At 46.8% G+C, this 26,154-nt stretch carries 24 protein-coding genes; 8 read left to right on the top strand and 16 right to left on the bottom strand.

The genetic code is table 11. The features are described 5' to 3' along the window. Positions 1 to 47: 47 nt before the first annotated feature. The 3 genes from DWX28_RS10080 to cysK all read right to left on the bottom strand — a co-directional run bounded on the left by DWX28_RS10080 (position 48) and on the right by cysK (position 2,825). Complete coding sequence (locus tag DWX28_RS10080; RefSeq protein WP_118252613.1) at positions 48 to 491, bottom strand: Rrf2 family transcriptional regulator; 444 nt, start codon at positions 489 to 491, stop codon at positions 48 to 50. Beyond that, a complete protein-coding gene (locus DWX28_RS10085) occupies positions 492 to 1,802 on the bottom strand; it encodes an O-acetylhomoserine aminocarboxypropyltransferase/cysteine synthase family protein (protein WP_022213482.1) in 1,311 nt (436 codons plus the stop codon). Positions 1,803 to 1,892: 90 nt separating this feature from the next. Next, complete coding sequence (gene cysK / locus DWX28_RS10090) at positions 1,893 to 2,825, bottom strand: cysteine synthase A (protein ID WP_118252614.1); 933 nt, start codon at positions 2,823 to 2,825, stop codon at positions 1,893 to 1,895. Between the two features lie 193 nt (positions 2,826 to 3,018). On the opposite strand from cysK, the gene DWX28_RS10095 reads away from it, so the two are divergent. After that, complete coding sequence (locus tag DWX28_RS10095) at positions 3,019 to 3,813, top strand: sirohydrochlorin cobaltochelatase (RefSeq protein ID WP_118252615.1); 795 nt, start codon at positions 3,019 to 3,021, stop codon at positions 3,811 to 3,813. Positions 3,814 to 3,876: 63 nt separating this feature from the next. Here DWX28_RS10095 and DWX28_RS10100 read toward each other — a convergent pair whose 3' ends face one another. Beyond that, on the bottom strand, positions 3,877 to 5,058 hold the full coding sequence (locus tag DWX28_RS10100; protein ID WP_118252616.1) for an MFS transporter: 1,182 nt from the start codon (positions 5,056 to 5,058) through the stop codon (positions 3,877 to 3,879). Positions 5,059 to 5,428: 370 nt separating this feature from the next. Here DWX28_RS10100 and DWX28_RS10110 point away from each other — a divergent pair, with 370 nt between their 5' ends. The 4 genes from DWX28_RS10110 to bioA are packed head-to-tail and all read left to right on the top strand — an operon-like array spanning position 5,429 to position 8,886. Beyond that, positions 5,429 to 6,019, top strand: coding sequence for a biotin transporter BioY (locus DWX28_RS10110; RefSeq protein ID WP_022213478.1), 591 nt, complete (start codon positions 5,429 to 5,431; stop codon positions 6,017 to 6,019). Beyond that, positions 6,016 to 6,999 (top strand): biotin synthase BioB, encoded by a 984-nt coding sequence (gene bioB / locus DWX28_RS10115; RefSeq protein WP_118252618.1) that lies wholly within the window; start codon positions 6,016 to 6,018, stop codon positions 6,997 to 6,999. The genes DWX28_RS10110 and bioB overlap by 4 nt, the downstream gene beginning before the upstream one ends. A gap of 7 nt (positions 7,000 to 7,006) precedes the next feature. Next, positions 7,007 to 7,705 (top strand): dethiobiotin synthase, encoded by a 699-nt coding sequence (bioD, locus tag DWX28_RS10120; RefSeq protein WP_118252619.1) that lies wholly within the window; start codon positions 7,007 to 7,009, stop codon positions 7,703 to 7,705. Continuing rightward, positions 7,702 to 8,886, top strand: coding sequence for an adenosylmethionine--8-amino-7-oxononanoate transaminase (bioA, locus tag DWX28_RS10125; RefSeq protein WP_022213475.1), 1,185 nt, complete (start codon positions 7,702 to 7,704; stop codon positions 8,884 to 8,886). The genes bioD and bioA overlap by 4 nt, the downstream gene beginning before the upstream one ends. Positions 8,887 to 8,902: 16 nt before the next feature. Here bioA and DWX28_RS10130 read toward each other — a convergent pair whose 3' ends face one another. From DWX28_RS10130 to DWX28_RS10185, 12 genes are all read right to left on the bottom strand, one after another. Further along, complete coding sequence (locus tag DWX28_RS10130; protein ID WP_118252620.1) at positions 8,903 to 9,919, bottom strand: SGNH/GDSL hydrolase family protein; 1,017 nt, start codon at positions 9,917 to 9,919, stop codon at positions 8,903 to 8,905. Further along, positions 9,906 to 11,501 carry an MBOAT family O-acyltransferase gene (locus DWX28_RS10135; protein WP_243002402.1) on the bottom strand — a complete coding sequence of 532 codons (1,596 nt, stop codon included), beginning with the start codon at positions 11,499 to 11,501 and terminating at the stop codon, positions 9,906 to 9,908. Before DWX28_RS10135 ends, DWX28_RS10130 begins: the two co-directional genes overlap by 14 nt. Position 11,502: 1 nt before the next feature. Beyond that, positions 11,503 to 11,730: a phosphopantetheine attachment site gene (locus tag DWX28_RS10140; protein WP_022213472.1), complete on the bottom strand. Its 228-nt coding sequence runs from the start codon at positions 11,728 to 11,730 to the stop codon at positions 11,503 to 11,505. 2 nt (positions 11,731 to 11,732) lie between these two features. Continuing rightward, positions 11,733 to 12,908 carry a diaminopimelate decarboxylase family protein gene (locus DWX28_RS10145; RefSeq protein ID WP_158565303.1) on the bottom strand — a complete coding sequence of 392 codons (1,176 nt, stop codon included), beginning with the start codon at positions 12,906 to 12,908 and terminating at the stop codon, positions 11,733 to 11,735. Between the two features lie 5 nt (positions 12,909 to 12,913). Continuing rightward, positions 12,914 to 14,434, bottom strand: a complete 1,521-nt coding sequence (locus tag DWX28_RS10150) for an amino acid adenylation domain-containing protein (RefSeq protein ID WP_118252622.1) — start codon at positions 14,432 to 14,434, stop codon at positions 12,914 to 12,916. A 255-nt stretch (positions 14,435 to 14,689) separates the two neighbouring features. After that, positions 14,690 to 15,955, bottom strand: a complete 1,266-nt coding sequence (locus DWX28_RS10155) for a zinc-binding dehydrogenase (protein ID WP_022215237.1) — start codon at positions 15,953 to 15,955, stop codon at positions 14,690 to 14,692. A 45-nt stretch (positions 15,956 to 16,000) separates the two neighbouring features. Continuing rightward, the gene (pfkB, locus tag DWX28_RS10160) at positions 16,001 to 16,930 is read right to left on the bottom strand and encodes a 1-phosphofructokinase (RefSeq protein ID WP_022215238.1); all 930 of its coding nucleotides are present in this window, start codon (positions 16,928 to 16,930) and stop codon (positions 16,001 to 16,003) included. Positions 16,931 to 16,934: 4 nt separating this feature from the next. Next, entirely contained in the window at positions 16,935 to 17,423 is a 489-nt protein-coding gene (locus DWX28_RS10165; RefSeq protein ID WP_022215239.1) for a PTS sugar transporter subunit IIA, read from the bottom strand. Positions 17,424 to 17,618: 195 nt separating this feature from the next. Beyond that, on the bottom strand, positions 17,619 to 19,724 hold the full coding sequence (locus DWX28_RS10170; protein ID WP_118252623.1) for a BglG family transcription antiterminator: 2,106 nt from the start codon (positions 19,722 to 19,724) through the stop codon (positions 17,619 to 17,621). Continuing rightward, positions 19,721 to 21,247 (bottom strand): PTS mannitol transporter subunit IICB, encoded by a 1,527-nt coding sequence (locus tag DWX28_RS10175; RefSeq protein ID WP_118252624.1) that lies wholly within the window; start codon positions 21,245 to 21,247, stop codon positions 19,721 to 19,723. The genes DWX28_RS10170 and DWX28_RS10175 overlap by 4 nt, the downstream gene beginning before the upstream one ends. Positions 21,248 to 21,495: 248 nt before the next feature. Then, positions 21,496 to 22,893, bottom strand: a complete 1,398-nt coding sequence (locus tag DWX28_RS10180; protein ID WP_118252625.1) for a PTS mannitol transporter subunit IICB — start codon at positions 22,891 to 22,893, stop codon at positions 21,496 to 21,498. Positions 22,894 to 23,114: 221 nt separating this feature from the next. Beyond that, complete coding sequence (locus DWX28_RS10185; RefSeq protein WP_022215243.1) at positions 23,115 to 23,666, bottom strand: hypothetical protein; 552 nt, start codon at positions 23,664 to 23,666, stop codon at positions 23,115 to 23,117. Positions 23,667 to 23,820: 154 nt separating this feature from the next. Here DWX28_RS10185 and cobI point away from each other — a divergent pair, with 154 nt between their 5' ends. From cobI to DWX28_RS10200, 3 genes are read left to right on the top strand one after another with little or no spacing between them, the layout of a single operon-like run. Next, the gene (gene cobI, locus DWX28_RS10190; protein WP_118252626.1) at positions 23,821 to 24,507 is read left to right on the top strand and encodes a precorrin-2 C(20)-methyltransferase; all 687 of its coding nucleotides are present in this window, start codon (positions 23,821 to 23,823) and stop codon (positions 24,505 to 24,507) included. Positions 24,508 to 24,509: 2 nt separating this feature from the next. After that, on the top strand, positions 24,510 to 25,355 hold the full coding sequence (locus DWX28_RS10195; protein WP_022215245.1) for an ABC transporter ATP-binding protein: 846 nt from the start codon (positions 24,510 to 24,512) through the stop codon (positions 25,353 to 25,355). A gap of 13 nt (positions 25,356 to 25,368) precedes the next feature. Then, positions 25,369 to 26,100 carry an ABC transporter permease gene (locus DWX28_RS10200; protein WP_022215246.1) on the top strand — a complete coding sequence of 244 codons (732 nt, stop codon included), beginning with the start codon at positions 25,369 to 25,371 and terminating at the stop codon, positions 26,098 to 26,100. Positions 26,101 to 26,154: the final 54 nt, after the last annotated feature.

Genomic DNA, 26,154 nt, shown 5'->3' on the forward strand with positions numbered 1-26,154 from the left:
TAAAAAAAACCGGAGGCCAGGGCATCGCCTCAAACCTCCAGAGTTTTTCAGATATAGTACATTTCCTGTTTTTCGTAATGATCGGAATAATATCCGCTCATTTGTGCCAAAGTCAAGTTTGACAGAATCTGATCGAGTTCCTGATTGACGGTATCCACCACCAGCTTCTGAATCGTATCTGAGATTCCTTTATAGCTGTTTTCCGCCACAACATCCTCATCTTCGAGGTGGTAGCTTCCTTCGAGAGCTTCCACCACGGATGCAACAGTGATCTCGTCAGCAGCCTTCGCCAGATTATATCCTCCCTGGGAGCCTTTGACACTTTTTACTATGCCTGTTCTGCGGAACGAGGCAAATATGTGTTCCAGAAACTGCAGAGAAATGTCATTTCTCTCAGCTATGGTTTTCAGGGCTACCGGTGTGCTGGACGGCTGTGCAGCCAGGTCCATCAGCGCAGTGAGACCATATCTGGTTTTTTTGCAAAATTTCAATTACTGGATTGCCTTGAAAGCTTCGTCCAGATCCTGGATGATATCGTCGATGTTTTCCGTTCCGATGGAAAGACGGATCGTGTTCGGTTTGATACCCTGATCCAGAAGCTCTTCTTCTGTGCACTGGCTGTGGGTGGTGGTTGCCGGATGGATAACCAGTGATTTAACATCTGCTACGTTTGCAAGCAGAGAGAACAGTTCCAGGTTGTCGATAAAGTCTTTGGCTGTCTGTGCATCTCCCTTGATCTCGAATGTGAAGATAGATCCACCGCCATTCGGGAAGTATTTTGCATACAGAGCTTTCTGGCTCTCATCATCTGTTACGGACGGATGATGTACTTTCTCTACCATTGGGTGATTGTTCAGGTACTGAACAACTTTGAGTGCGTTCTCTACATGACGCTCTACACGCAGGGACAGTGTCTCAAGACCCTGAAGGAAGATGAAGGAGCTTACTGGAGAGATCGTTGCACCTGTGTCACGAAGAAGGATCGCACGGATCTTTGTAACAAATGCAGCCGGACCGCATGCTTTTGTGAAGCTGATTCCATGGTAGCTCGGGTTTGGCTCTGTCAGGGACGGGAATTTACCGGAAGCTTCCCAGTCGAATTTGCCACCTTCTACGATGACACCACCGATTGTTGTTCCATGTCCTCCGATGAATTTGGTTGCGGAATGAACAACGATGTCTGCACCGTACTCGATCGGTCTTACAAGGTATGGTGTTGCGAATGTGTTATCTACAACGAGCGGGATCTGATGTCTGTGAGCGATCTCAGCGCAAGCTTCAACATCAACAACGTCAGAGTTCGGGTTTCCTAGAGTCTCGATGTAAAGTGCTTTGGTGTTGTCTTGGATCGCATTCTCTACTTCTTCAAGATTGAAGATGTCTACGAATGTTGTTGTGATTCCATATGCCGGAAGAGTATGCTCCAGAAGGTTTGTTGTTCCACCGTAGATGTTCTTTGCTGCTACGATGTGGTCTCCGTTCTGTGCAAGGTTCTCAATCGTGTATGTAATTGCTGCTGCACCGGAAGCTACTGCAAGTGCTGCTGTACCGCCTTCAAGTGCTGCGATTCTCTTCTCAAAAACGTCCTCTGTCGGGTTTGTCAGACGTCCGTAGATGTTACCTGCATCTGCAAGTCCGAAACGAGCTGCTGCATGATCGCAGTTACGGAATACATAAGAAGATGTCTGGTAGATCGGAACTGCTCTTGCATCGGTAACCGGATCCGGCTGTTCCTGTCCTACGTGAAGCTGAAGTGTTTCAAATTTGAATTTTCTGTTTTCTCTTGTGATCTTTTCACCCATAATAATCTGATCCTCTTTTCTGTTTTTTTGATTTTTTGTGGGGGAAGGAAGAAACTCTTCCTTCCGACTGTCTATTGTATATGAAATTTCTTACTCTGTAAACAGTGCTGTTGAGTAATATCTGTCACCTGTATCCGGAAGAAGTGCTACGATCGTCTTTCCTTTGTTTTCCGGACGTTTGGCAAGTTCGATCGCTGCGTAGAGAGCTGCTCCTGAGGAGATACCTACGAGAACGCCTTCTTTCTTGGCAAGAAGCTTCGCTGTTGTGAAGCATACTTCGTTGTCGATCGGCATGATCTCATCATAAACCTGTGTGTTGAGGACTTCCGGAACGAATCCGGCTCCGATACCCTGGATCTTGTGCGGACCGCCTTTTCCTTCGGAAAGTACCGGGGAAGTTGCAGGCTCTACTGCTACGATCTTGATGTCCGGGTTCTGTTCTTTGAGGTATTCACCTGTTCCTGTAAGTGTTCCGCCTGTGCCGACACCGGCTACGAAGATGTCTACCTTTCCGTCTGTGTCGTTCCAGATTTCAGGACCTGTGGTTGCTTTGTGTGCTGCCGGGTTTGCCGGGTTTACGAACTGTCCCGGGATGTAGCTGTTCGGGATTTCTTTGGCAAGTTCGTCTGCTTTGGCGATCGCACCTTTCATTCCCTTGGCTCCCTCTGTCAGAACCAGTTCTGCGCCGTATGCTTTCAGGATGTTTCTACGTTCAATACTCATAGTCTCCGGCATAGTGAGGATGATTCTGTATCCTTTCGCTGCTGCGATGGATGCAAGACCGATTCCTGTGTTTCCGGATGTCGGCTCGATGATCACGGATCCTTCCTTGAGGATTCCTTTTGCTTCAGCATCCTCGATCATCGCTTTGGCGATTCTGTCCTTGACGCTTCCTGCCGGATTGAAGTACTCGAGTTTCACAAGGATGGTTGCTTCCAGTCCGAGTTCCTTCTCTACATTTGTTACTTCTACAAGTGGAGTGTTTCCGATCAGTCCAAGTGTTCCTTTATAAATGTTTGCCATGGTGTTTACCGCCTTTCTGTTTTCTTATTTATTCGTGTCTGTTTTTATTAACATACCTCTTTGATATGTTTAGTATGTTATTCCTTTTTACCCGAAATGTCAATAGGTTTTTGGAAAAAAATTGAACTTTTTTTCGCAGTATTGTATAATCCCATTTATACGCGGAAAATAAACCTTTAGGAGAATGCATTTTATGAATCAGCAAACAGATAAAGCGATCCTGGTCGTGAGCTTCGGAACCAGTTATGAAGCCTCCAGGAAAGCTACCATAGAAAAGATCGAGCAGGATATTGCCGATGCTTTTGGCGATCATCGAATCTATCGTGCATGGACCAGCAAGATGATCATCTCTGTTCTTAAGAAAAGGGACAATTATATCGTTCCTACGGTAAAAGAAGCCATGGAACAGATGATCGCAGACGGGATCCGGGAAGTGGCTGTGCAGCCGACACATATCCTGGACGGTATCGAGAATCATGTTATGAAGGAAGAAGTTCTTTCTTATAAAGAATCTTTTGACAAAATTGTATTCGGTACTCCTCTTCTGACCTCACCGGAGGATGAGCAGAAAGCGATCGAAGCTGTAAATTCTGAATTTTCTGATCTGAAAGATCCGGAAGCCCTGGTACTTATGGGCCATGGAACCACGCATCAGGTCAATGTTGTTTATGCAGGACTGGATAAGAAGTTTAAAACTTCAGGACACTCCAACGTCTTTATCGGAACAGTGGAAGCAGAACCAACGATCCAGGATCTTGTCAAAGAGGTATCTGCTTTCCAGCCATCCAAGATCTATATGACACCGTTTATGATCGTGGCGGGTGATCATGCACACAATGATATGGCTGGAGATTCCCCGGATTCCTGGGTCTGTCAGTTTAAAGAAGCCGGATTTGAAGTCTGTCCTGTTTTGAAGGGACTTGGCGAATATCCGGGAATCCGTGCGATGTTTGTGGAGCATGCACGTGAGGCGATTGCTTCTATGTAATATTTCAGCATCAAAAAAGTCTGGACATCAAGACTTATAAAATCTCGAATGTCCAGACTTTTTTTAATTCTTCTGACTCTTCTTACATATCTGAATCCCGCTAAGCAGAAGCACCGGGAACACGATCGCCGCGAGGATTCCCATCCTCAGATTATTACCCACACTGCTGGATACGAAACCGGCAAGTGTCGGACCGCCGGAGCAGCCGAGGTCTCCTGCGAGAGCAAGTAATGCAAACATTGCGGTACCGCCGCCTCTGATGGATGCCGACGCAATGCTGAACGTTCCCGGCCACATGATCCCTACGGAAAATCCGCAGACAGCACAGCCGACGAGACTGAGCATCGGAACCGGAACGAAAGCGATGCAGAGATAAGAGATCACGCAGAGAATGCTGCTGTAGGTCATAAAACGTTTCAGATCGATCTTCTCTCCGTATTTCCCATAAAGAAGTCTTGCAAGTCCCATCAGGACTGCAAATGCCATCGGACCCGCGAGGTCTCCGACCGTCTTGCTGACCTTCAGTCCTTCTTCTGCAAAAGTGGATGCCCACTGGCTCACTGCCTGTTCACTCGCTCCTGCACAGGTCATCATCAGCATCACGACCCAGAAGATCTTCATGGAGCAGAGTTCTCTGATAGAAAGTCCCTTCTCTCCTTCTTCATGCAGGGAATAGATCGGGGAAGTCAGAAATACGATTCCATTGAGCACCGGGATGACCGCCCAGATGCGTGCAAGGATCTTCCAGTTTGCGATTCCGAAGGTACTGAAGAAGATCGTGGAAATCAGAACGACTCCCACATGTCCCCAGCAATAAAACGAATGCAGAAGGCTCATTGCTTTTTCTTTGTTGTCTGTCGGGCAGGCCTCGATGATCGGGCTGATCAGTACCTCCAGAAGTCCGCCGCCGATTGCGTAGATCGCAACTGCGATCAGAATGCCGGTAAACGGATCTGCCGTGACTTCCGGAAGGATCGTCAGCAAAAACAGACCGATCGCCGAACAGATATGCGCGATCGTTACCGATGCCTTATATCCGATCTTATCTACAAATCCGGCTGACAGAAGGTCGATCAGAAGCTGGATCATAAAGTTGATCGTGATCAGCAGCGTGATCTTTGACAGCGGGATCTGGTAGCTTTTCTGGAATGTTACGAACAGCAATGGAACAAAATTGTTGACGATTGCCTGCACGATGTATCCCACGAAACAGGCGTACATGGTTCTTTTGAATGATGGTCTCATACCTTTTCTCCTGTAAAATATAACTTAGAATTTTATCATAATATCTTTTCCAGAAAAATACCAGCCATATTTTGACCACTTTTTACGAAATCCTGACTTTCTTTAAGGAAAATCATTTCAAAACTGAATCCTGATTTCTCTCTTAATGGCCATCTGGCATCGGATATGACATGCAGCATATTTTCCGATGCGTGAATACATTTGCTCGCATAAGGTACCATTTGCTTTTTATGCTTTTCTTTCTATATATGACCAGCCTTGCGTAAAAAATACTTTTTTGTTACAATTGTAAACTTTTTAATTTTTTAAGTTGACAATTCGTACTCTTTCTTTTAAAATTGTAAACCATAAAGATTTTGGAGGTTTACAAATGTCAAAGACGAAAACTTTAATCTACTGCAGTCTTTTTACTGCGCTGATCGCGGCGGGGGCTTTTATCAAGATCCCGGTGCCGGTGGTTCCTTTTACTTTGCAGTATCTGTTTACGATGCTTGCAGGGCTGCTGCTTGGTTCGAAACGTGGAACGATCTCTGTCGTTGCCTACATGCTTCTGGGGCTTGCAGGGCTTCCGATCTTCTCTGAGGGCGGCGGTCTCTGGTATGTCTTTAAACCAAGTTTTGGCTATATCATTGGATTCTGTCTCGGAACTTACGTGACAGGACGTATCGCAGAACATCTGAAGAAAAAGACGATCTTCCGCTACCTGCTCGCAAACCTGGCGGGACTTATGATCGTCTATGCCTGCGGCATGATCTACTACTACGTGATCTGCAATTATGTGATCAACACACCGATCGGGATCTGGCCGCTCATCCTCTACTGCTTCCTTCTTGCAGTACCTGGTGACATCGCTTTAAGCATCCTTGGTGCCATCATTGCCAGACGTGTCCGTCCAGTCGTGATCCAGTACCTTTCTGATTCCAATACAACTTTATTACATACGGAGGAGACAGCAAAATGAACCCACTTACTTTAGCCCAGGAAATCATTGACGGACGCAGGATCACAAGAGAGGATGATCTTTCCTTCTTTCTCACCTGTGATCTGGATGAATTATGCGAAGGTGCAAACCGCATCCGCAAGGCCTGTATCGGAGACAAAGTAGACCTCTGCTCGATCATCAACGGACGCAGCGGCAGATGCCCGGAAGACTGTAAATACTGTGCACAGTCCGCACACCACCACACTTCCTGCGAAGTTTATGATTTTCTTCCGGAGGAAAAAATCCTTGAAGCCTGTAAGATGAACGAGTCCGAAGGTGTTGACCGTTTTTCCATCGTCACCGCCGGAAAAGCTCTGACAGGAAAAGAATTCGACCAGGCGATCCATGCCTATGAGACCATGCATAAAGAATACAAGATCGACCTCTGCGCTTCCATGGGATTTATCTCCGCAGAACAGCTTCACCGTCTTCACGAGGCAGGCGTGACCAGCTACCATCACAACATCGAGACCTCCCGCAGAAATTTCCCGAACATCTGCACCACACACACTTACGACATGAAGATCGAAACCCTCAAAAAAGTCAAAGCCGAAGGCATGTGCGCCTGCTCCGGCGGCATCATCGGCATGGGTGAGACCTGGGAAGACCGTCTGGATATGGCGATCAGCCTTGCTGAACTTGGCATCGACTCCATCCCGATCAATGCTCTGATGCCGATCCCGGGAACGCCTCTGGAACATCTCCCGGAACTTTCTGAGCCGGATATCCTCCGTACGATCGCTTTCTTCCGCTATATCAACCCGGAAGCAAACATCCGTCTCGCCGCCGGACGCGCCCTTCTCACCAACGACGGAGAAACTGCATTCAAGGCCGGAGCCTCCGCTTCCATCACCGGAAACATGCTGACCACCGTTGCCTGCGCGACGATCCGAAGCGACCGCAAGATGCTCGCTGACATGGGACGTGACGTGACTCCTGAATACTGGAAGGAAGTGTAAAATAAAAATGAGCAAAGCAATTTTTCTCACCGGAACCGGTACAGATATCGGCAAAACCTTCATCGCCGGACTGATCGTAAAAAAACTTGCACAGGCGGGCAAGAATCCTGCCTATTACAAGGCAGCCATGAGCGGAAATGACCGCCGCCCAGACGGAAGCCTGATCCCAGGCGATGCACTTTTTGTCCGGCAGATGTCCGGTATCTCACAGCCGCTTGGCGAAATGTGCCCTTATGTATATGAAAATGCCTGGTCACCACACCTTGCCTCCCGCGTGGAGGGAAATCCTGTTGACCTCGCTGTTGTCCACGAAGGTTTTACGAAAGTCGCTGAGAACTATGACTACATCACGATGGAAGGAAGCGGTGGGATCCTCTGCCCTCTCTGTTTTGATGAGCGCAAGATCCAGCTTGAAGATGTGATCCGGGAATTTGGACTTTCCAGTATCCTTGTCGCCGATGCCGGTCTTGGCACGATCAACAGTGTTGTCCTGACTTTTGAATATATGAAGACACACAACCTTCCGCTTAAGGGTATCATTTTTAATCATTACCATCCGGGAAACATCATGGAAGAAGATAATATTTCCATGTGCGAACATATGACAGGGCTTCCTGTGCTTGCAAAGGTACAGGACAATGCCACAGAACTTGAGACAGATGCAGATGTGCTGAGTGCACTTTATGACGAGGTGAAGATCAGATGATATGGTATCCTTATGAACAGATGAAAACAATGAAAGAGCCTTACAAGATCCTGGATGCAGAAGGCGTGCATCTCTACACCAAAGACCAGAAACTGATCGATTCGATTTCTTCCTGGTGGTGTATGATCCACGGCTACAAACACCCGGAACTGACCGCTGCCATCAAAGAACAGGCTGACCGTTTCTGCCATGTGATGCTCGGCGGTCTCACCCATGAGCCGGTAGAAAAACTTTCTGATAAGCTCCAGGAATTTCTTCCGGGTGACTTGGACTACTGCTTCTTTTCTGATTCCGGAAGCGTTGCGGTAGAAGTTTCCCTCAAGATGGCTCTCCAGTACAACACCAATCAGGGAAGAAAACGCCCCCTGGTGCTGGCTCTGGAACATGCCTACCACGGAGATACCTTCAAGGCAATGGAAGTCGGCGATGACGAAGATTATCATTTCGCTTTTGACAAAAAAGAAGGCGTTGTCCATATACCGACAGAGATCCCGGCGCTTGAGGAAGCATTTGAACTTTACCATGACAGGCTGAACTGCTTTATCGTAGAACCGCTCCTTCAGGGTGCCGGCGGCATGCGGATGTATAATATTTCTTTCCTGAAACGTGCCAGAGAACTGTGTGATCAGTATGATGTGCTTCTGATCTTTGACGAGGTTGCGACCGGATTTGGCCGTACCGGAAACCGCTTTGTGGCAGACCTTGTCCTTCCGGACATCCTGGTTCTCGGGAAAGCCCTGACCGGCGGTTATATCGGACATGCTGTCACGGTTGCAAACCACAAAGTCTTTGACGCTTTTTACAGCGACGATGACCGCCTTGCCCTGATGCACGGTCCGACCTTTATGGGAAATCCACTTGCCTGCGCCGTTGCACTTAAGGGAATCGAGATCTTTGAACGTGACGATTATATGAGCAAGATCCGGCATATCGAACAGATCTCCCGTCAGGAAATGGAAAATTTCTCTGACCCGCGCATCAAAGAAGTCCGCATCATGGGCGGCTGTACCTGCGTCGAAGTCCACGATTCCAAGACCCTGGAAGGCTTCCAGCAGTTTGCTTATGAGCGTGGTGTCTTCTGCAGACCCTTCTTAAACTATATGTATTCCATGGTTCCTTATGTGATCTCAGACGGGGAACTGATTCAGATCTTTGACGTAATGAAGGACTGGTTTCACTGAAACCAGCCCTTCTGTTTTACTTTTGTTTCTTTTTTCTCAGATATTCCAGAATAACCTCTATTTTGCGGATTGCATTTTTTTCGGCATTCTGATATTTCTGCACATCTTCGTTCCAGGAACTGTACTCTGGATCCTTGCGGTGGTCTTCAAGATCATAATGTTCTTCCAGATAACTTCCGAAATAACGGCTCAGTTTTTCTGCTCCGAGAACATTCAGATGATCGCCATTATCAAGGCTGTCTTTTTCCCAGTCAATCCCTAATTCCTCTGTCATCAGATTAAAATCAAGATATTCCGCACCATTCTGCTCTGCATAATCTGTCAGTGTATTATGCTTTGCATAATTATAGTTATTCGGAGACGGTGCACTGTACAGGATCACCGAAATTCCTTTTTCTCTGCACATTGCAAGCATTTTGTCCATGTAAGAGCGGACAGCCCGGGACATGTACTCTCTGCGCTCCGTTTTTTCCATGTAGCTGCCGCCGTCATAAGGCTCCACAATATCCCGGACAACAAACCCCTTATAGTAAACCTGCTGTTTTTCCGGGCCCATAAGCCAGTTCTGCCACATGCTGTGAAGCAGAAACACCGGAAAATAATAATTAACTGTCTGTGCAATCGTCTTACTGAACCCCTCTGCAGCATTCTGCGGTTGAAACATACTGTTCGTTTCGAATACAACAACCTTCGGTTCCTGCGTGCGCAGAGCTCTCCTGAGCATATAATAGGTTTCTTCCACTTCCTGTCCGGTCTGACCGCAGACAAACGAAGCAATTCCATTCTGTTTCCAGATCTCCAGTGGTGAAAATGTCGTATAGCTTTCGCTGTCTCCCAGAACAAGAACATCTATGCTGTTTTTCTTTTCATTCTGAATATTAAGCCAGGGTCGGTTTCTTGACTGTACAAACTCCGGATGTTTTTTTGCCATATTTACAAAGAAAGCAGACAGGATCAAAATCAGGCAGAGAAAAATTGCCAGAAACACTGCCGGTTTCTTTAAAGTTCTCATTTTCTGTTTAAAATCCTGCATAAATCAAATCAACCTGCTGATATCCTGTACCATAAGCACCTAACAGAAGTACTGCAAAAATCAGTCCATAATAAAGTATCCAGCGTACCGGAAGCTTCATCTCCTGCAGCTTATCCCAGTTCAGCAGTTTCCTTTCTTTTAATATATCTGCCACAGCGACAATAAGAATTCCAAAACCAACAGCTGCAAAATCTGCGGCGTTTAATCCCATTCCCAAAAGAGTTCCATCCCACAGTTTCTGTAGTTCAAACCCCTGAAAGATGCTTCGGAACATGTGAAATCCGGCTGCTGCACCTTCTGCCCTGAAAAACATTTCACCTGTAAAAATGATCATCCAGGTTTTCAGGATCTGCGGCACTCTCCAGTACAATGCGTGACAGTCCAGATGAAATCTTTCAAGAACCATCTCCCTGACCGGTGCAACTGCTTCTCCTGCCAGAAGGATTACAAAATAATACATTCCATAAAGAATGTAATTCCACTGTGCACCATGCCACAGACCATTGCACATCCATACCGGGAACAAAGTCATTGCAAAGATTCCCATCTTGGTCAGATATTTCCCAACATGTTTCCGCGCAAAGTGGTTCCATTTCTTGACCAGCCCCGAAACCGAAACCGGATAAAAAACATATGCTTTCAGCCATGCGCCAAGTGTAATATGCCATCTTCTCCAGAATTCAGATGCATTTCCGGCAAAAAACGGCTGCCGGAAATTCTCCGGAAGATCCACACCAAAAAGGTTGCCGCTGCCGATCACGATATCCATACAGCCGGAAAATTCCATATAAAGCTGAAGCGTATATGCAATGGCGACAACCACGATCATAACACCATGATAGCTGGTATAATCGTCATAAATCGCTGCTACCAGAACAGAAAGTCTGTCCGCCACAACAATTTTTTTGAACAGTCCCCAGGCAATACGGATGATTCCCTTTGTAAGATTTTCGCTTCGAACCGGTCTGCACTCCCAGAGTGCATCTGCTGTATCATTCCAGCTGCTGATCGGTCCCTCCATGATCTGCGGAAAAAAGCCCAGGAAAAGGGCTACTTTGCCAAAATTATGTTCTGCTTTGATCCTACCCCAGTAAACATCTGCCATATAGCCAATTGCCTCCAGCGTATAGAAAGAAATTCCTATCGGGATCAGAAGGTTCTGTGGGTTCAGATGAAAGCCGCTTCCTGATGCTGCAAAGATTCTGTTTATATTCTGTATAAAAAAATTACAGTACTTTAAATATGCCAGGATTCCAAGTAAAATAACAATCCCGGCTATAAGAACTTTTTTTTCTTTTGCTTTGTACTGTTTTTTTACGGCAGAACGTTCTTTGGAGGGAAGCCCTTTTGACCTGGCTTTTCCGGTTTCTTTGAGCTGCTCCATCCAGCGCCCTGCTCCGTAGACCAGTCCTGAAACCGCAATCAGATATCCCACAAGCCACTGGCTGAAGGACCAGAAAAAGATATATCCTGCAAGGATCAGAACTGCTCTGCGCATTTTTTGTGATGAAAAATGATATACAAGAACTACCAGCGGCAAAAACACAAACAGATATAACTCTGTATGATATGCCAATGCCATATCAGTTCTCCTGTAATCTCTGGATCATTTTCCACATAGCATCTGCGGAATTAAAGTTTTCCGGAACGATCTCAGATGCATCAATTTCAATTTCGAACTGATCTTCCAGCTCAGAAATAAGGCTGATCACTCCAAAAGAATCCAGAATACGGTCATCGATCAGGGCTGTTTCATCTTCCCAGTTTACAGTATCATCAATATCATTTAAAATTTCCAGTAAAGTTTCCATTATTATTTTTCCTCCATATTCCATTTATAGGTTTTGTATGCTTTTCTTACCTGTCTGAATCCATCTGTATTATTATACAGCATAATCTTCGGAAGGCTGTGGCTCAAGAACAGCAGCATGCCCTCCATGCAGGAGTAAGCTCCTGTCTTCTTAAATACCAGAACATCTCCCGGCTTCGGATCTGTAAGCGGCAGTTTCTGTACCATAATATCATTTACAGTGCAAAGGCTTCCGCAGATTGTCCAGTTCTTCTGTTCTCCCTGTCTCTCTTCGGCAAGAACTTCCATTGGTGGCTCATACATTCCTCTGATCTGTCCGTCATAATTAAGCTGATGGATTCCCCCATCTGTAATGCAGTAATTTCTGTCATCACTTGATTTGACATCCATGATCTTTGTAAGATAATATCCACAGTCCGCTGCAAAGGCTCTTCCCATCTCGAGAGTTACCCTGCCGGAGAAGTTCATCTGTTCCAGAGTCTGTACCAGCTCCATGAGACCATCATCCCCGATTGCTTTGGATGGATCAAAATAAGGAACCGGCATTCCCGGACCATACTCCAGTTCTTCTGGTTCAAAATCATATTTCTGCTTCAGTTCAGTAAGAAAAACATCGAGTTTCTCCAGTTCCTTCTGGATCTTTCCGACAGAACGTTTCTGTGTGCCGGAAAAATAGTGGATCCCACGGATCTTAAGGAAAGGATAGTTCTGACGATTTTCAATAAGCTCTTCGATCGTCTTCTGATCCATTCCGAACTGATTGCCGCTTGTCAGTCTCGGAAACACTGAAATTTCCTGCCTGTGCTCCGCTGACCAGTTCTTAAGAAGTTCAAACTGCTGCAGAGATTCCGCTGTGTACATACAGGAATTCCCATATTTGTCCAGTACTGCATTCAGTTTTTCTGCTTTTTTGAGTACACCGGACACCAGAATTTTCTCCGGGGCAACTCCCTGTTCCTCGCAGATTGCAAACTCTCCCATCGAACATACTTCAATACGATCAACGATAGGCTCCATCACTTTTACAAGGAAAGGATTTGCCTTCATCGCATAACAGAGACCTGCTACTTTGCCAAGAGTATTCTGAAAACGTCTGGTTGTTTCCTGTAACTCTTCTTCATGGAACACATAAAGCGGTGTTCCAAATTCTGCTGCTTTTTTGAGCTCGTTTGTCTGCATTTCCATTAGCTCCATTCCTCTGCAAGATATTTACGGTCAATCTTGCCATTTTTGTTGAGAGGCATTTTGTCGATCTTTCGGATCTTTGCCGGAATCATATATACAGGGAGATAACGTTTCAGTTCCTGATGAACTTCTTTCTCCTCGCTGTCGCCAGTATAAAATCCCAGAAGTTTGTTGCGTTTTTTGTCAAACAGACAGCAGCATCTTGATACTCCGTCAAGTTTCTCAAAGGCTCTCTCGATTTCTTCCAGTTCGATACGATGTCCCATGTGTTTGATCTGGAAATCTTTTCTTCCTGCAAAATACAGATTCTCATCCTCTCCGTAGTAACCAAGGTCACCTGTCTTGTAATATCTTGCAGTTTCTCCTGTAGATGCAATGATTCCCTGTACAAATCTGCGTGCAGTCTCCTCTTCATTATGATAATAGCCATCTGCCAGAGACTCTCCTGCAACACAGATCTCACCTGTTTTGCCAGGTTCTGTAATCTCTGCGCCGGTATCATCAAGAAGAAATACAGTTCGTCCATTGAATGCCTTACCTGCCGGAATCACTTCGCCATCCTGGAATTCCCTCTGTACCGGATACCAGGTACAGTTACAGGTAATCTCTGATGGTCCGTACAGATTGACAAATTCGGTCTGTGGCAGAGCCTGCTGCCAGAGGCGCATCTGCTTCACCGGCATAACTTCGCCGCTGAACATGATCAGTCTTGCATCTTCCGGGATCTTATATTTCAGTCCCTTCAGGGAAGAGATCAGACACAGGGCAGAAACAGCCCAGACCATAACTGTAACCTTTTTGTCGCAGAGATAGTCGAGAAGCTTCGGCGGAAGTGCAAACAGACGCTTCGGAACCAGCACCAGCGTTGCTCCTGTTGTAATTGCGGAATAAATATCCTTGACCGAAACATCAAAATCAAACGGAGCCTGATTGCCAATGCAGTCCCTGTCCGTAATCTGAAACTGTTTCGTAAAATGACCAATAAAATCAATGACTGCCTGATGGCTGACTGCCACACATTTCGGTTTTCCGGTAGAACCTGATGTAAAAATACCATAAAGAAGATCTGTATTTTTTGCAAAAGAACGTCGTTCCATCAGTTTGTCCAGTTCCTGTACAGTAACTGCTTCATCAGATGGTTCCTCTTCCAGAAGATAGATCTGTCCCTGATAGCCGGCATCATCAAGCTGATGTCTGTATGTACTGTCTGTAATCACCAAATCTGTTTCAAGAACAGTAAGGATATCCTTAAGCCTTTCAAGCGGCTGTTCCGGATCGATCATTACATAAAAACATCCTGCATAAACAACGCCAAACATAGCGGATAAAACCTCGGAGCTTTTTTCGTGCAGGATTGCCACTGGTCTGCCTGGTTCTGTCCTGTTCAGGAAAGACAGACCAAAATGTCTCGCTCGGTTCAGAAGTTCCTGATAGGTAAACTGTTGATTTCCGTCATCCACTGCTGTTTTGTCCGGAAATTTCTCTGCTGTATTTTCCAGATATTTTAATATATTATCCATTGCCTATTCACCTGCCTTTACTCATATCATTTTTGCATAATAATATTACCTTTTTCTGAATAATTTCTTAATTTTTCTTAAGTTCAGACTTTTTTATGCAAGAAATGTGGTGTACACCACAATACATTACTGTATGTCATAAATCGTTTTAAGTCAATGTTTTCCGGGAATTTTTAACAGGAAATTTTTATATGCAGAGAAAAACTGCCAGCCGGACAAGCCAGCTGGCAGAAAATGTGATTTTTCAATTGTTTTTTAGTATTCCACACCAAAGTGATCGAATAATACTCTCTCTGCTTCTGCGCTCCACAGACCGCGGTTTGCTTTGCAGATCTCGTCCAGTTTCTTGAAGAGAGGATCGGTCTCGCCGAGTTTTCCGAAATCTTCAATTGCTGTCATTGGCATGTTAAACTGTGTATAGCTTAACTTCTTTCCGCCCGGGATCTTTGGCAGGTTCAGGGTTGTCTCTGCAATACTGTCGATACCGCCGACGTGTGTTACCATAACTGCCGGTTCGATCTTTCCTTTGGCAGCCAGTTCATTCGCTTCGATCAGGTCATCGTTGTTTCCACCTGTAGTACCGAGAATATGTGTGCTTGTATAATGGCAGTTGTACAGATTGATCTCTGCTTTGAACTGGTTGTCTGTCGGACCTGCAAAGAAATTCATGCAGCCATCGAATGCAAGGAGCTTATCGCCCATTTCTGCAACCGCTCTGTTTGGAATGTATACGAATACATCGTCATAGCCTTTGCCGCCGGTGATCGCTTTTAATTCTTCAACCGGATCAGCCATTTTTGCGGTGTTTACATAGAGAAGTTCTACGCCGTTTTCTGCTGCTTTTGCTTCCGGGATAACTTCTCTTGCACGCTCGATCTTGGCGTCGTCAATATCTGTTACAACGATCCGTTTCGGGCGGTTTTCGATCTGGATACCGTAGCTGACTGCACCAAGTCCCATCGGTCCGCAGCCGCCGAGGATGATGATATCGCCGCCTGCTTTTGTTCCTACGGAAAGGTCATGGTTGCGTTTGTTTGTGTGGTAGTTTCCGTGGTATCCTCCGATGATACAGCTCATCGGCTCACCAAGGGACGCTCCGAAGAAGCTGTCACCTTCGTATGGCATCAGGCAGCCAAGTTCCATAACTTCGTGAGGGATGATGCAGTAAGTGCAGGCTCCACCGAAGTATTCATAGGAATATCCAGGAGATGCAAGGCTTCCTTTGTAGTTCAGTGCCGGCTGCTGTGCGAATTTCATGCCCGGTTTGAACTGATCTTTCCATTTTTCACCGACTTCTACGATCACACCTGCGAATTCATGTCCGATGATGATCGGATTGGTGTCGATGTTCTGTGGTGCTCTTTTGTGTTTCTTACCCTGCTCTGCAAGTTTGTAGGTGGACATGCAGATACTGTCACTCATGATCTTTACGAGGATCTCGTCGTCTTTGATCTGCGGTAATTCAAACTCTTCCAGTCTTAAATCTCTTGTTCCATACATTCTCACTGCTTTTGTTTTCATGATAAATTCTCCTTTTCTATTCTTTATATATTTGAAGTAAGTTTTTTATAAAATCTCCATCTCCACCTGCGGGATCAGCTCGTCTACAACTGCTCTTGCCGGCGGCTTTGTTCCGACGGTTGTCACGGCTCCTGCGGACGTTGCCATGCAGAGTCTTACGGTTTCTTCATCACCGAGTTTTTTGTCCCAGGAATATGCAAGGGCTGCTACCATTGCATCTCCGGCTCCTACGGTGGAATGTGCTTTGACAGACAATGCCGGGCATCTTGCCACAAACTTGTCTCTTACGATCATCGCGCCGCCTTTTCCCATGGAGATCGCTACAGTTTTGATTCCGTTGTTCTGGAATTTTTCTGCCAGAGCTTTGAGTTCTCCCATGGAAAGCCTGTAATCTGCTCCGATGTATTCTTCCAGTTCTACCTGATTCGGTTTGATGATGTCCGGAGATGCTTTCAGCGCATTGCGGAACAGTTCTCCATCTGCATCCATCAGGACGGAACCGCCTTTTTCATGGACACTCTCTGTGATCGCTGCGTAAATGTTTTTGTCGACACCTGCCGGAATGCTTCCTGCGAGAACGACCAGAGTTTCTTTGTCTGTGTGCTCACAGATCTTCTGGATCAGTTCTTCCACCTGTGCTTCGTTGATGACCGGTCCTGGCTCATTTAATTCTGTCACACCGCCGCTCTTTTCAAAAACTTTGGTGTTGGTTCTTGTCTCGCCTTCCACCCAGATAAAATCGTGCTGGATGTTCCAGGATGTAAGTACGTTCTCGATCGTCTTTCCTGCATTTCCTCCGAGGAATCCCATCGCAAGGCTCTCACCGCCAAGTTCGTGGATCGTTTTGGAAACGTTGATTCCTTTTCCTCCGGCATCGTATTCTACCTTCTGGATGCGGTTCAGTCCGTTTGGCACGAGCTGTTCGATCTCTACGGTCTTGTCGATCGCCGGGTTCATTGTTACTGTTATGATCATTTCTTTACTCCTTTCCTGTGAGGACTTTGTAAATTTTATCTGCGTCATAATCTGCAATATTTGCACTCACTTCTTCATCAAGCATTGCTTCTGCGATCTGTGCCAGAATGTCGAGATGTGCATCTCCGACTCCTGCGATCCCGATCACGATGCGGACCGGATTGCCGTCCCAGTCGATCGGTTCTTTGAAGGTCTGTACGGAGATCCCTGACTGTAAAACTCTCTTCTTTGCAGCTTCAACACCGTGCGGAAGAGCAAGTCCGTTTCCCATAAATGTGGAACATGTTTTTTCTCTCTCGAGCATCGCCTCTGCATATTCCGGCTCTACATAACCTGTCTCCACAAGCATCTTTCCTGCTGCCATGATCGCTTCCTGCTTTGTCGCCGGTGCACAGCCTGTGCGGATGTTCTCACGGTACAGAAGTTCTTTCTTTTCGATCACCGGTGCTGTTTCTGCTTTCTGAGCTTTTTCTTTTTTTGATTTAAAAAACATGTAAGTTACCTCCCTGAATTCTTTTTCATTTTCTATTTTTTGAAGTTCCGATTTGTTTTTGCTTCCCTCTTTGTGACTTTATTATACGCATGGCAAATGGGAAATTTCAATTTAAAGAAAGGGGGATTTGGCACCATCCCTTAGTGCCAAAATTGAAGAAAAAAGACGTTTTATAACAACAAAAAGGACTGTCGTTTATGACAGTCCTGAAATGTATTTCCTGAAATATTGTTTTAGATGTCTGGACAGCAGCGTGCGGATCTGCTCCTTGTCGCCCTGCTCTGCGACCTCCATAAATTCCGGTTCTTCGATGAGCATGCCGCTGATGTGTCCCATGATGTCATTGTTGATCTTTACCAGCTCATCGTCTGGTACCAGCATGACAAAAGCCACCGTGATCTGTTTGAAATACGGATCTTTAAATGCCACATTTTCCTCCGGCATGCACACGGCAAATACCGGGCGCGTCACGCCTTTTGTTCTGGTATGCAGGAGCGCAAAGCCAAACTCCGCAAAGATCTGCGAGGACACCTGCTCCCTCCGCATCAGATCCTCCTGGATGATCTGGCTCTGGTCGGAATATGGCGAAAGTCTCTCACCGATCTGATGCAGAAGTTCCTCAAACGTAATGTCCACATCCACATAAAAAAGCTCCATATCCTTAATGACAATGTTGATCTGTGCCGCCATCTGGTTGATCTGGTCAAGCTGCACGGAAAAAAGATCTTCCTGTTTATGTTTGGTCGGCATCCGCTGATACTGATAGATCATCTTACGGATCTGATCGATGTCCTCCTCATTCAGAAGCGGGTTGACATGGATCACCGGGATCTCCGCTTTTTCGATCGGAAGACTGGATACAAAAAAGTCTGTTTTTCCCTGTACATAGGAAGTAATGTCGTTTTTGCCATAAGCAGTAAGGTTCACGCGGTCGCCAAACAGCTTATTGAGCTTCGACAGCATCAGACGGGAAATACCGATCCCGCTCGAGCAGACGATTCCCACATCCACTTGCCGGATCTCTTCTTTGCGTCCTTCCTGACGCACCATAGCCGCACCGAAATGCACGGTCAGAAATCCTGTCTCCTCCTCCGGAACCGGCTTTCCGGTAAAACGTTCCAGCACTTTGGAAACGTTCAGGCATTTTTGGTAAATATCCGTATAATTCTGTTTAATATCATCCAGCACCGGATTCTGGATCTGCATACCGTGATCCAGGCGGATCAAAGTCGGACGTAAGTGTGCGAGAAGGCCCTGGATAAATTCCTCATCCTGCTTCAGAAGATACGCACTTTCCGGGTCAAAAGCATCCACCATTTCATTAAGAAGCCCCCGGAGTTCCCTGTTCTCGATCGCATTGATCTTCTGTCCGTCCCACTGGATCTTTTCATGCTTTGCTCCCTTGATGTGCAGGCAGATATAGGAAACCTCCACTGCCGGGATCTCGATCTCAAACTCTTCCTCCAGCTCTTCTACGATCTGCTCTGCAAGGTGATAATCTGCATCCTCCACAAGTCCCTGCTGCCAGGATGCATCCGTGTCGATCACTTCATCCTTGAGGATCCGGTTGATCGCGATCGCAATATGGATCACCAGACCGACATAGGAACTCTCTGTCAGAGTCATCACACGGGTATTGTCCATCCCTGACAGGCAGGCGATCACACGCTTCACGATATCATCATTCAAGATCTTACCGATATCTCCGTACTGCAGCGATGCATAACCCTCTGCGTCACTCTCTGTAGACTCGTAGGCTTCTCTCAGCATATGGGTATCAATATTTTCGTTGATAAATGCACGGATCGCACGGCGGTATGCTTCCTCACTTCCGGAAATGGAGATCCCGCTTCCCGGCTTGCGCGTGATCCGGAGCCCGTATCTGGTCAGCCATCCTTCGATTGCCTCCAGATCTGCACTGATCGTCGCCTCACTTACCTGGAAACGGCTGCTGTAATAAAACAGTTTGCGGAGTTCTTTTTCCTTGAGGATCTCAAGCGTCAGACGCTTCCTGCGTTCTTCGCGGTTGCTGACATCCAGGCGGTCATCCATCGACAGATCGTGCCGCAGTTCCTGTTTTTTGTCCTCGCTGCCCTCGAGCCAGATGCCGATTCCTGTTTTGGAATTCAAGGTGATCTCATATCCTTTGAGGATCGTGTTGATAGAATCCATCTCTCTCTGGATCGTGCGCTTGCTTAAATTCATCTGCTCTGCAAGCGCTTTCACAGAGATCGGCGCATTCTGTTCCAGAAGAATCTGCAGGATCTGGCTGACGCGGGGCGAAATATTGCTTAACTTCATCGTGTTCCCCCGTTCTGTGCATCCTGGATGCACTGGATCAGTTTTGTGTATTCTTCTCTGTCGGTAAATCCGGCGATCACATGACAGGCTTTCTCATGCAGCTGTGGATTCAGCGCATAAAATTCTTTCTGACAGACGATCAGGTCAATGTCCTCTTCGATCAGGTCTGCGGCATAAACTTCCACCTGGATCCCGGTGATACCGGCTGTTTTGAGTGCGCGTCGGAACAGGGCCGCACCCATTGCGCTGGAGCCCATTCCTCCGTTACAGACGAAGCCTATTTTATGTAAGTTCTGATAAATATTTTCTGGCATGGGTTTCTCCTCCTGTTCTGATGCAGTTTCCAGTTCACGCTCCAGTCCGGACATTTCTGTATTTTCTTTCTCAAGTTCTTCCTGCTTCTCACTCTCCGGTATTTCCGACTGCGGCACTTCTTTCCTCTCACCTCTCCAGCACAGATACAGATAACTTCCAACGCCGGACACAGCCGTAGAAACAAAGATCCCTCCAAGCACCGGCAGCATACTGCTTCTTCCTGCCATGATCAGAATAGTCAGAACACTTCCCGGCGAGATCACGCCCGCTGTCTCACAGTGAAAAATGGAAAACCAGATACTTCCCGCAACACCACCCACGATCAATGGAAGCAGAAGTCCCAGATCCGCAAGTACAAAGGGAAAATAAACTTCATGGATTCCTCCGATCGCCTGTGTAAATGCAGCTGTCGCCAGTTCCTGACGGCGTTTGACATTTTTTCTTTTGTATAAAAGCAGTCCAAGCAGCATCCCAAGTCCCGGTCCCGGGTTCGTCTCAAGCAGAAAAAGGAGCGAACCTCCAGTCTGCTCTGCCTGGCTCATCCCCAGCGGAACAAGGATCCCATGGTTCATGATATTGTTCAGGAAAAAAACCTTCGCCGGCTCGATCAGGACATTCAGGACTGCGATATAGCCATGCTCCAGGATCCATCCGATGCAGCTGCCGGCTGCTACTGCAAAGACAGTCACTGCTTCTGCCAGAAGATAATATTCCCCGACCGCAAGAACCGCCCCGGTAAGCCCCAGGAGCAGATTTCGGAACAGCATCTTGGTCTCTGCGAAACAGTCCCGCTCCAGAAATTCCCGTTCTTTTTTCCAGAGGTATCCTCCGAGTGGTGCCGAGACCATTGCCCCAAAGATCCCTGCCTCCGGATCCCGCAGAAGGATCCCGCAGAGTGCCATGACTGCCGCCAGCCCTCCAAATGAATCGCTGAGAAGGTTTCCGCCCTCATAGGCGATCATGCATGGCAGGACATAGCGATAAGCAACCTGTGAGATCGCATAGATATCTTCATTCGGAAACCACCCTTCGGTCTGGAATACCACAGACAGAAGACCGATAAAGACAAAAATGCCGATGTTTTTCATGATGATCCTTGAATAAAATTTTCCTGTTTTCTGTATCACATTCATAACGTTCCCCCGCGTCAGACAGACTCCCCGCCGCCTGTCTGCTACCCGTTTTAATTCTGTAAATAATTTTATCATACAACAATCCCACCCGTCAATTCGCTCCGGTTAAGGTGCATAACCAACGTGTGGGATGTTACTGTTCACTCCGTTCACAGTAACTTGGTCAAAATGCATTCCAAATCACCTTCGGTGATGGCATTTTGCCCCGTATGTCTCGGGATTTTGCCATATTCATGGCAAAACACCTCGCGGGATATTACCCGTGAACAGTTACGTGTGGGATCATTGCGGTTATATTAAAATTTTAGAGGGCATCTGATAAATTATAAATTTCTCTTTTTCAGATTTTCTACCAGTGTTGCATATTCCGGTGCAGCAAGGAAGTTGGTGATCAGGATGCGTTCTGCATTCGGATTGCTGTGTGCGGCGCGCTCTCCCAGTTCCTCATGTGTGACAACGATCTGTACATCTGCCGGGATGCTGGATACCGGAGTGTGGATGACTTCGATTCCCTCAAGACCTGCTGCTACAAGTTTTTTCTTGAGGACCGTTGCGCCCATTGCGCTGGATCCCATTCCTGCATCGCATGCAAAAGCGATCTTTGTTACTTTTCCTGTATTTGCTGCCGGTACAGTAGCTGCTGTTTCTGCTGTGATTCCTTTTGCCTGTTTTTTCATGGCATCTTTCTGACGCTGTGCATCTTCCAGTGATGTATCCTTGCCCATGAATTTGAGGATCGGCACGGAGATTGCAAAGGAGACAAGTGCTGCCACTGCAACGCCGACGATCAGTCCAAAATAGCTATGTTTTTCTGCCATCATCATGATCGCGATGATACTTCCCGGTGAAGCCGGAGCGGTAAGACCTACGTTAAATAAGTTGAAGCAGAAGATTCCACTTGCGCCGCCTGCGATGACAGAGATCAGAAGCAACGGGTTCATAAGGATGTACGGGAAATAGATTTCATGGATTCCGCCGAGGAAATGGATGATCACTGCTCCAGGTGCAGAGCTCTTCGCATTTCCTTTGCCTGCGATGCAGTAAGCAAGCAAGATTCCAAGTCCCGGTCCCGGGTTTGCTTCAAGCAGGAAGAAAATGGATTTTCCTGTTTCCTCTACCTGCTGGATTCCCATTGGGGATAAGATCCCGTGGTTGATCGCGTTGTTTAAGAATAATACTTTTGCAGGTTCGATAAAGATACTTGCCAGCGGAAGAAGTCCGTGTGAAACAAAGACATCTACACCGGCTCTCATAACGGAGTTCATTCCTGTTACGAGCGGGGCAACTCCATACATGGCAAGACATGCAAGGATCGCACCGATGATACCAAGCGAAAAGTTATTTACCAGCATTTCAAAGCCGGCTTTGATGTGACCCTCAACTGCTTTGTCAAATTTCTTGATGATCCATGCAGCCAGCGGTCCGACGATCATGGCACCGATGAACATCGGGATGTCAGAACCGACGATCACACCCATGGTCGCGATCGCACCGATCACGCCGCCGCGCTGTCCTGCTACGGCAGAACCGCCAGTGTATGCGATCAGAAGCGGCAGCAGTACGGTTGACATCGGAGTTACAAACTGTGCGAGTTTCTCATTCGGACACCATCCTGTCTCGATAAAAAGCGCTGTGATGAGCCCCCATGCGATGAATGCGCCGATGTTCGGCATGACCATTCCGCTCAAAAACCTTCCAAATACCTGAACTTTTTCTTTCATTGTGTTTACACCTCATTTTGATTTTTTTGTGAACAGATTCCCTTCTCTCTGTCCGTCTTTTCGGTTTTGTTTTACTTTTTTTCTGAGGTGTAACCGGCCAGTTACTCTCTTCTTGATGAGTTCATTATAGCGAAAAACCATTGTACTTTTCAAGAAATAGAAAAAGAGATTTGGCACCATCCCTTAGTGCCAAATCTCCTTAATGTTTTTCATAAATGTCCCTAACATCTGTTGCGTTTGTTGACAAAATAATTCAGGATCCCGCCGCCAACGATGATTACCATTGCAACGCCAACGACTCTCTTGGCAGCCTCCTGCGGGAGCTGGCTCTTGGAGCCGATGGAATCTGAATAAAAAGTTAATGTATAATCAATCTCATGCGGTGTTCCCATCGCTGTTGTGTCTGCCACCACCGGCATTGCCTCATCAAGTGTAAGGATCGGGATCTCAAATACAGAGTTCATGCCCTCTTCATTCGTCGGAAGATATTTCTCCCCGTCCACGATCATGTAATCATAATTTGAACTGCTCCACTGAATCTGTGCGTATCCGTTTCCGTCCTTCACGGTAAAAAGTGTCGGGGAAGTCACGCTCGCCTTGCCGCTTCCGCCCTCCAGATCTACCTGAATGGAATATTCTCCATCTTCCCTGTCAAATTCTACCGCCTGCATTTCTGTCGTATCTGCTGCCGCCATACAGACAAATGGTGCAGTACAGGAGGATACCAGTGCTGCCAGAGAACAGACTGTCAGAAATTTCTTATATTTATGCATCGTACTTCAAACCCCGTTTCATTTTTCATTACTCTGAAAACTACTATAGCACAGCAAATCACACATTGCAAACTATATAATGTTCTAGTATAATAAAAAGAATGTGAGTAATTATATCAATTAATATTTTTAAATATCAGGAGGTTTTTTACCAATGAAAGGAACATTATATGGCGTAGGAGTCGGACCTGGGGATCCGGAATTAATGACACTGAAGGCAGTCCGCATGATCCGCGAGAATGAGATCATCGCCGTACCGGGAGCAGATGTCAAAGAAACCGTTGCCTACAAGATCGCAGTCCAGGCAGTGCCGGAATTAGCCGACAAAGAACTTCTTCCGATCTACATGCCAATGACACACGACGCAAAAGAACTCGAAGAAAACCACGCAAAGGGAGCCAAAACTCTGGAAGCCTGTCTTGACCAGGGCAAAAACGTTGTCTTCCTGACACTTGGAGATCCTTGTGTATACTCCACTTTTTCCTATCTGCAGCACCGTGTGGAGGCTGACGGATATCACACAGAGCTGGTGAGCGGGATCACTTCTTTCTGTGCCGCTGCTGCCCGCCTGAACATTTCTCTTTCCGAGTGGAATGAGCAGCTTCATATCGTGCCGGCTGTTCACCGCCTGGACAGCGACCTCAGCGAATCCGGCAACTATATACTCATGAAATCAGGCAAAAAGATGAACCAGGTCAAGGAAATCCTCGCAAAGAGCGACCGTGATGTCCTGATGGTCGAGAACTGCGGTATGCCAGAAGAACATATTTACAGAAGTGTTGAGGAGATTCCGGATGATGCAGGTTATTATTCCCTGATCATCGCAAAGGAGAAAAAATAAAAATGATCGAAACCAGAAATCTGACCAAGACATTTGATAATTTCACAGCCGTGGATTCCCTGGATCTCAAGATTGAAACGGGAGAGTTTTTCGGTCTTCTTGGTCCGAACGGTGCAGGAAAGACAACGACGATCAGTCTTCTGTCCACCCTGCTCCTTCCTACAAAGGGAGAGATTCTGATCGATGGCCAGACACTGAAACGAAACCGCCCGGACCTAAAACGCAAGATCAGCGTGATCACCCAGGAATATTCCATGCGCCAGGATATGACCATGGACGAGATCATGGAATATCAGGGCAGGCTTTATTTCATGCCGCGCAAGGAGATCAAACGGCGTACAGAGGAACTTCTGGAGTTCTGTGACCTGATCAAATTCCGCAGACGTACCGTCCGCAAGCTTTCCGGCGGTATGAAGCGTAAACTGATGGTCTGCCGTGCCCTTCTTACAGATCCGGAGATCCTTCTTCTGGATGAGCCGACCGCCGGAATGGACGCGCTTTCCAGACGACAGATGTGGAACCTTCTCCGCAAGCTGAACGGCAAAAACCTGACGATCCTTCTGACCACACACTATATGGAAGAAGCCCAGAACCTCTGCAACCGCGTCGCCCTGATGGATCACGGTAAACTTGAGGAAATCAGCACACCTTCCGCATTGATCGAGAGTCTTGGAGCCTACACGATCGATGAGCCCGGACCGGATGGAAATACCGTCAGCCGCTATTTCCACAGCCGTCAGGAAGCCATTGATTATCTGTCCGGCATTCCGGGACAGGCTTCTCTTCGTGAGACCACACTGGAAGATGTATTTGTGGAACGTGCCGGCCGTCATCTGATGCCGTCATAAAGGGAGGTCAATTATGGGAATTATAACAATTTTATGGGAAAAATGGGTAGAATTCCGCAGAGATTTCTACAAGATCACCCTGGCAGCCATGATCGCGCCTCTGATGTATCTTGTCGTATTTGGAATGGGGATCCAGACAACGTCCCACGGACAGCCTTATCTGAATTTCCTGATCCCCGGTGTCGTATCTCTGACGACCATGAACGGAAGTTTCAATGCGATCGCCCAGAACCTGAACGTACAGAGACTGTACGAAAAAGCATTCGACCAGGTCATGATCTCACCGACGCCTCTGTGGCAGTTTATTGCCGGTCAGATCATCGGAGGAAGTCTCCGTGGATTTTATGCCGGAGGTGTGATCCTGATCCTGACTCTGCCGATCGACACAGGACTGATCTTCAATGGATGGTCCTTCCTGGTGATGTTCTTAAACGGAGCAGTGTTTTCTGCGATCGGAGTGGTTGTTTCTTTCCTTGCAAAAAACCACGCCGATGTACCGCGTTTTTCCAACTACATCATCATGCCGATGGCTTATCTTTGCAACACCTTCTTTTCCACTGAGAAGCTTCCTGGCTTTATCGGAAAGTTCGTAGCCGCGCTTCCGCTTTCCCAGACAAGCCACATGATCCGAAGCATTTCTGCTGGTGAAGGCTTTGCATTTTCGGGAATTGTGATCCTGCTTGTTTACCTTCTGGTATTTACAGGGATCGCCTCCTGGTTTATCTATAAGAAAAAGAATCTGTAACTGTTCAGTACCCTTACAGTTACGAGTCAAAATGCATTCCAGATCACCTTCGGT

It is taken from the genome of Blautia sp. AF19-10LB (assembly GCF_003461245.1).
Classification (GTDB): domain Bacteria; phylum Bacillota; class Clostridia; order Lachnospirales; family Lachnospiraceae; genus Blautia_A; species Blautia_A intestinihominis.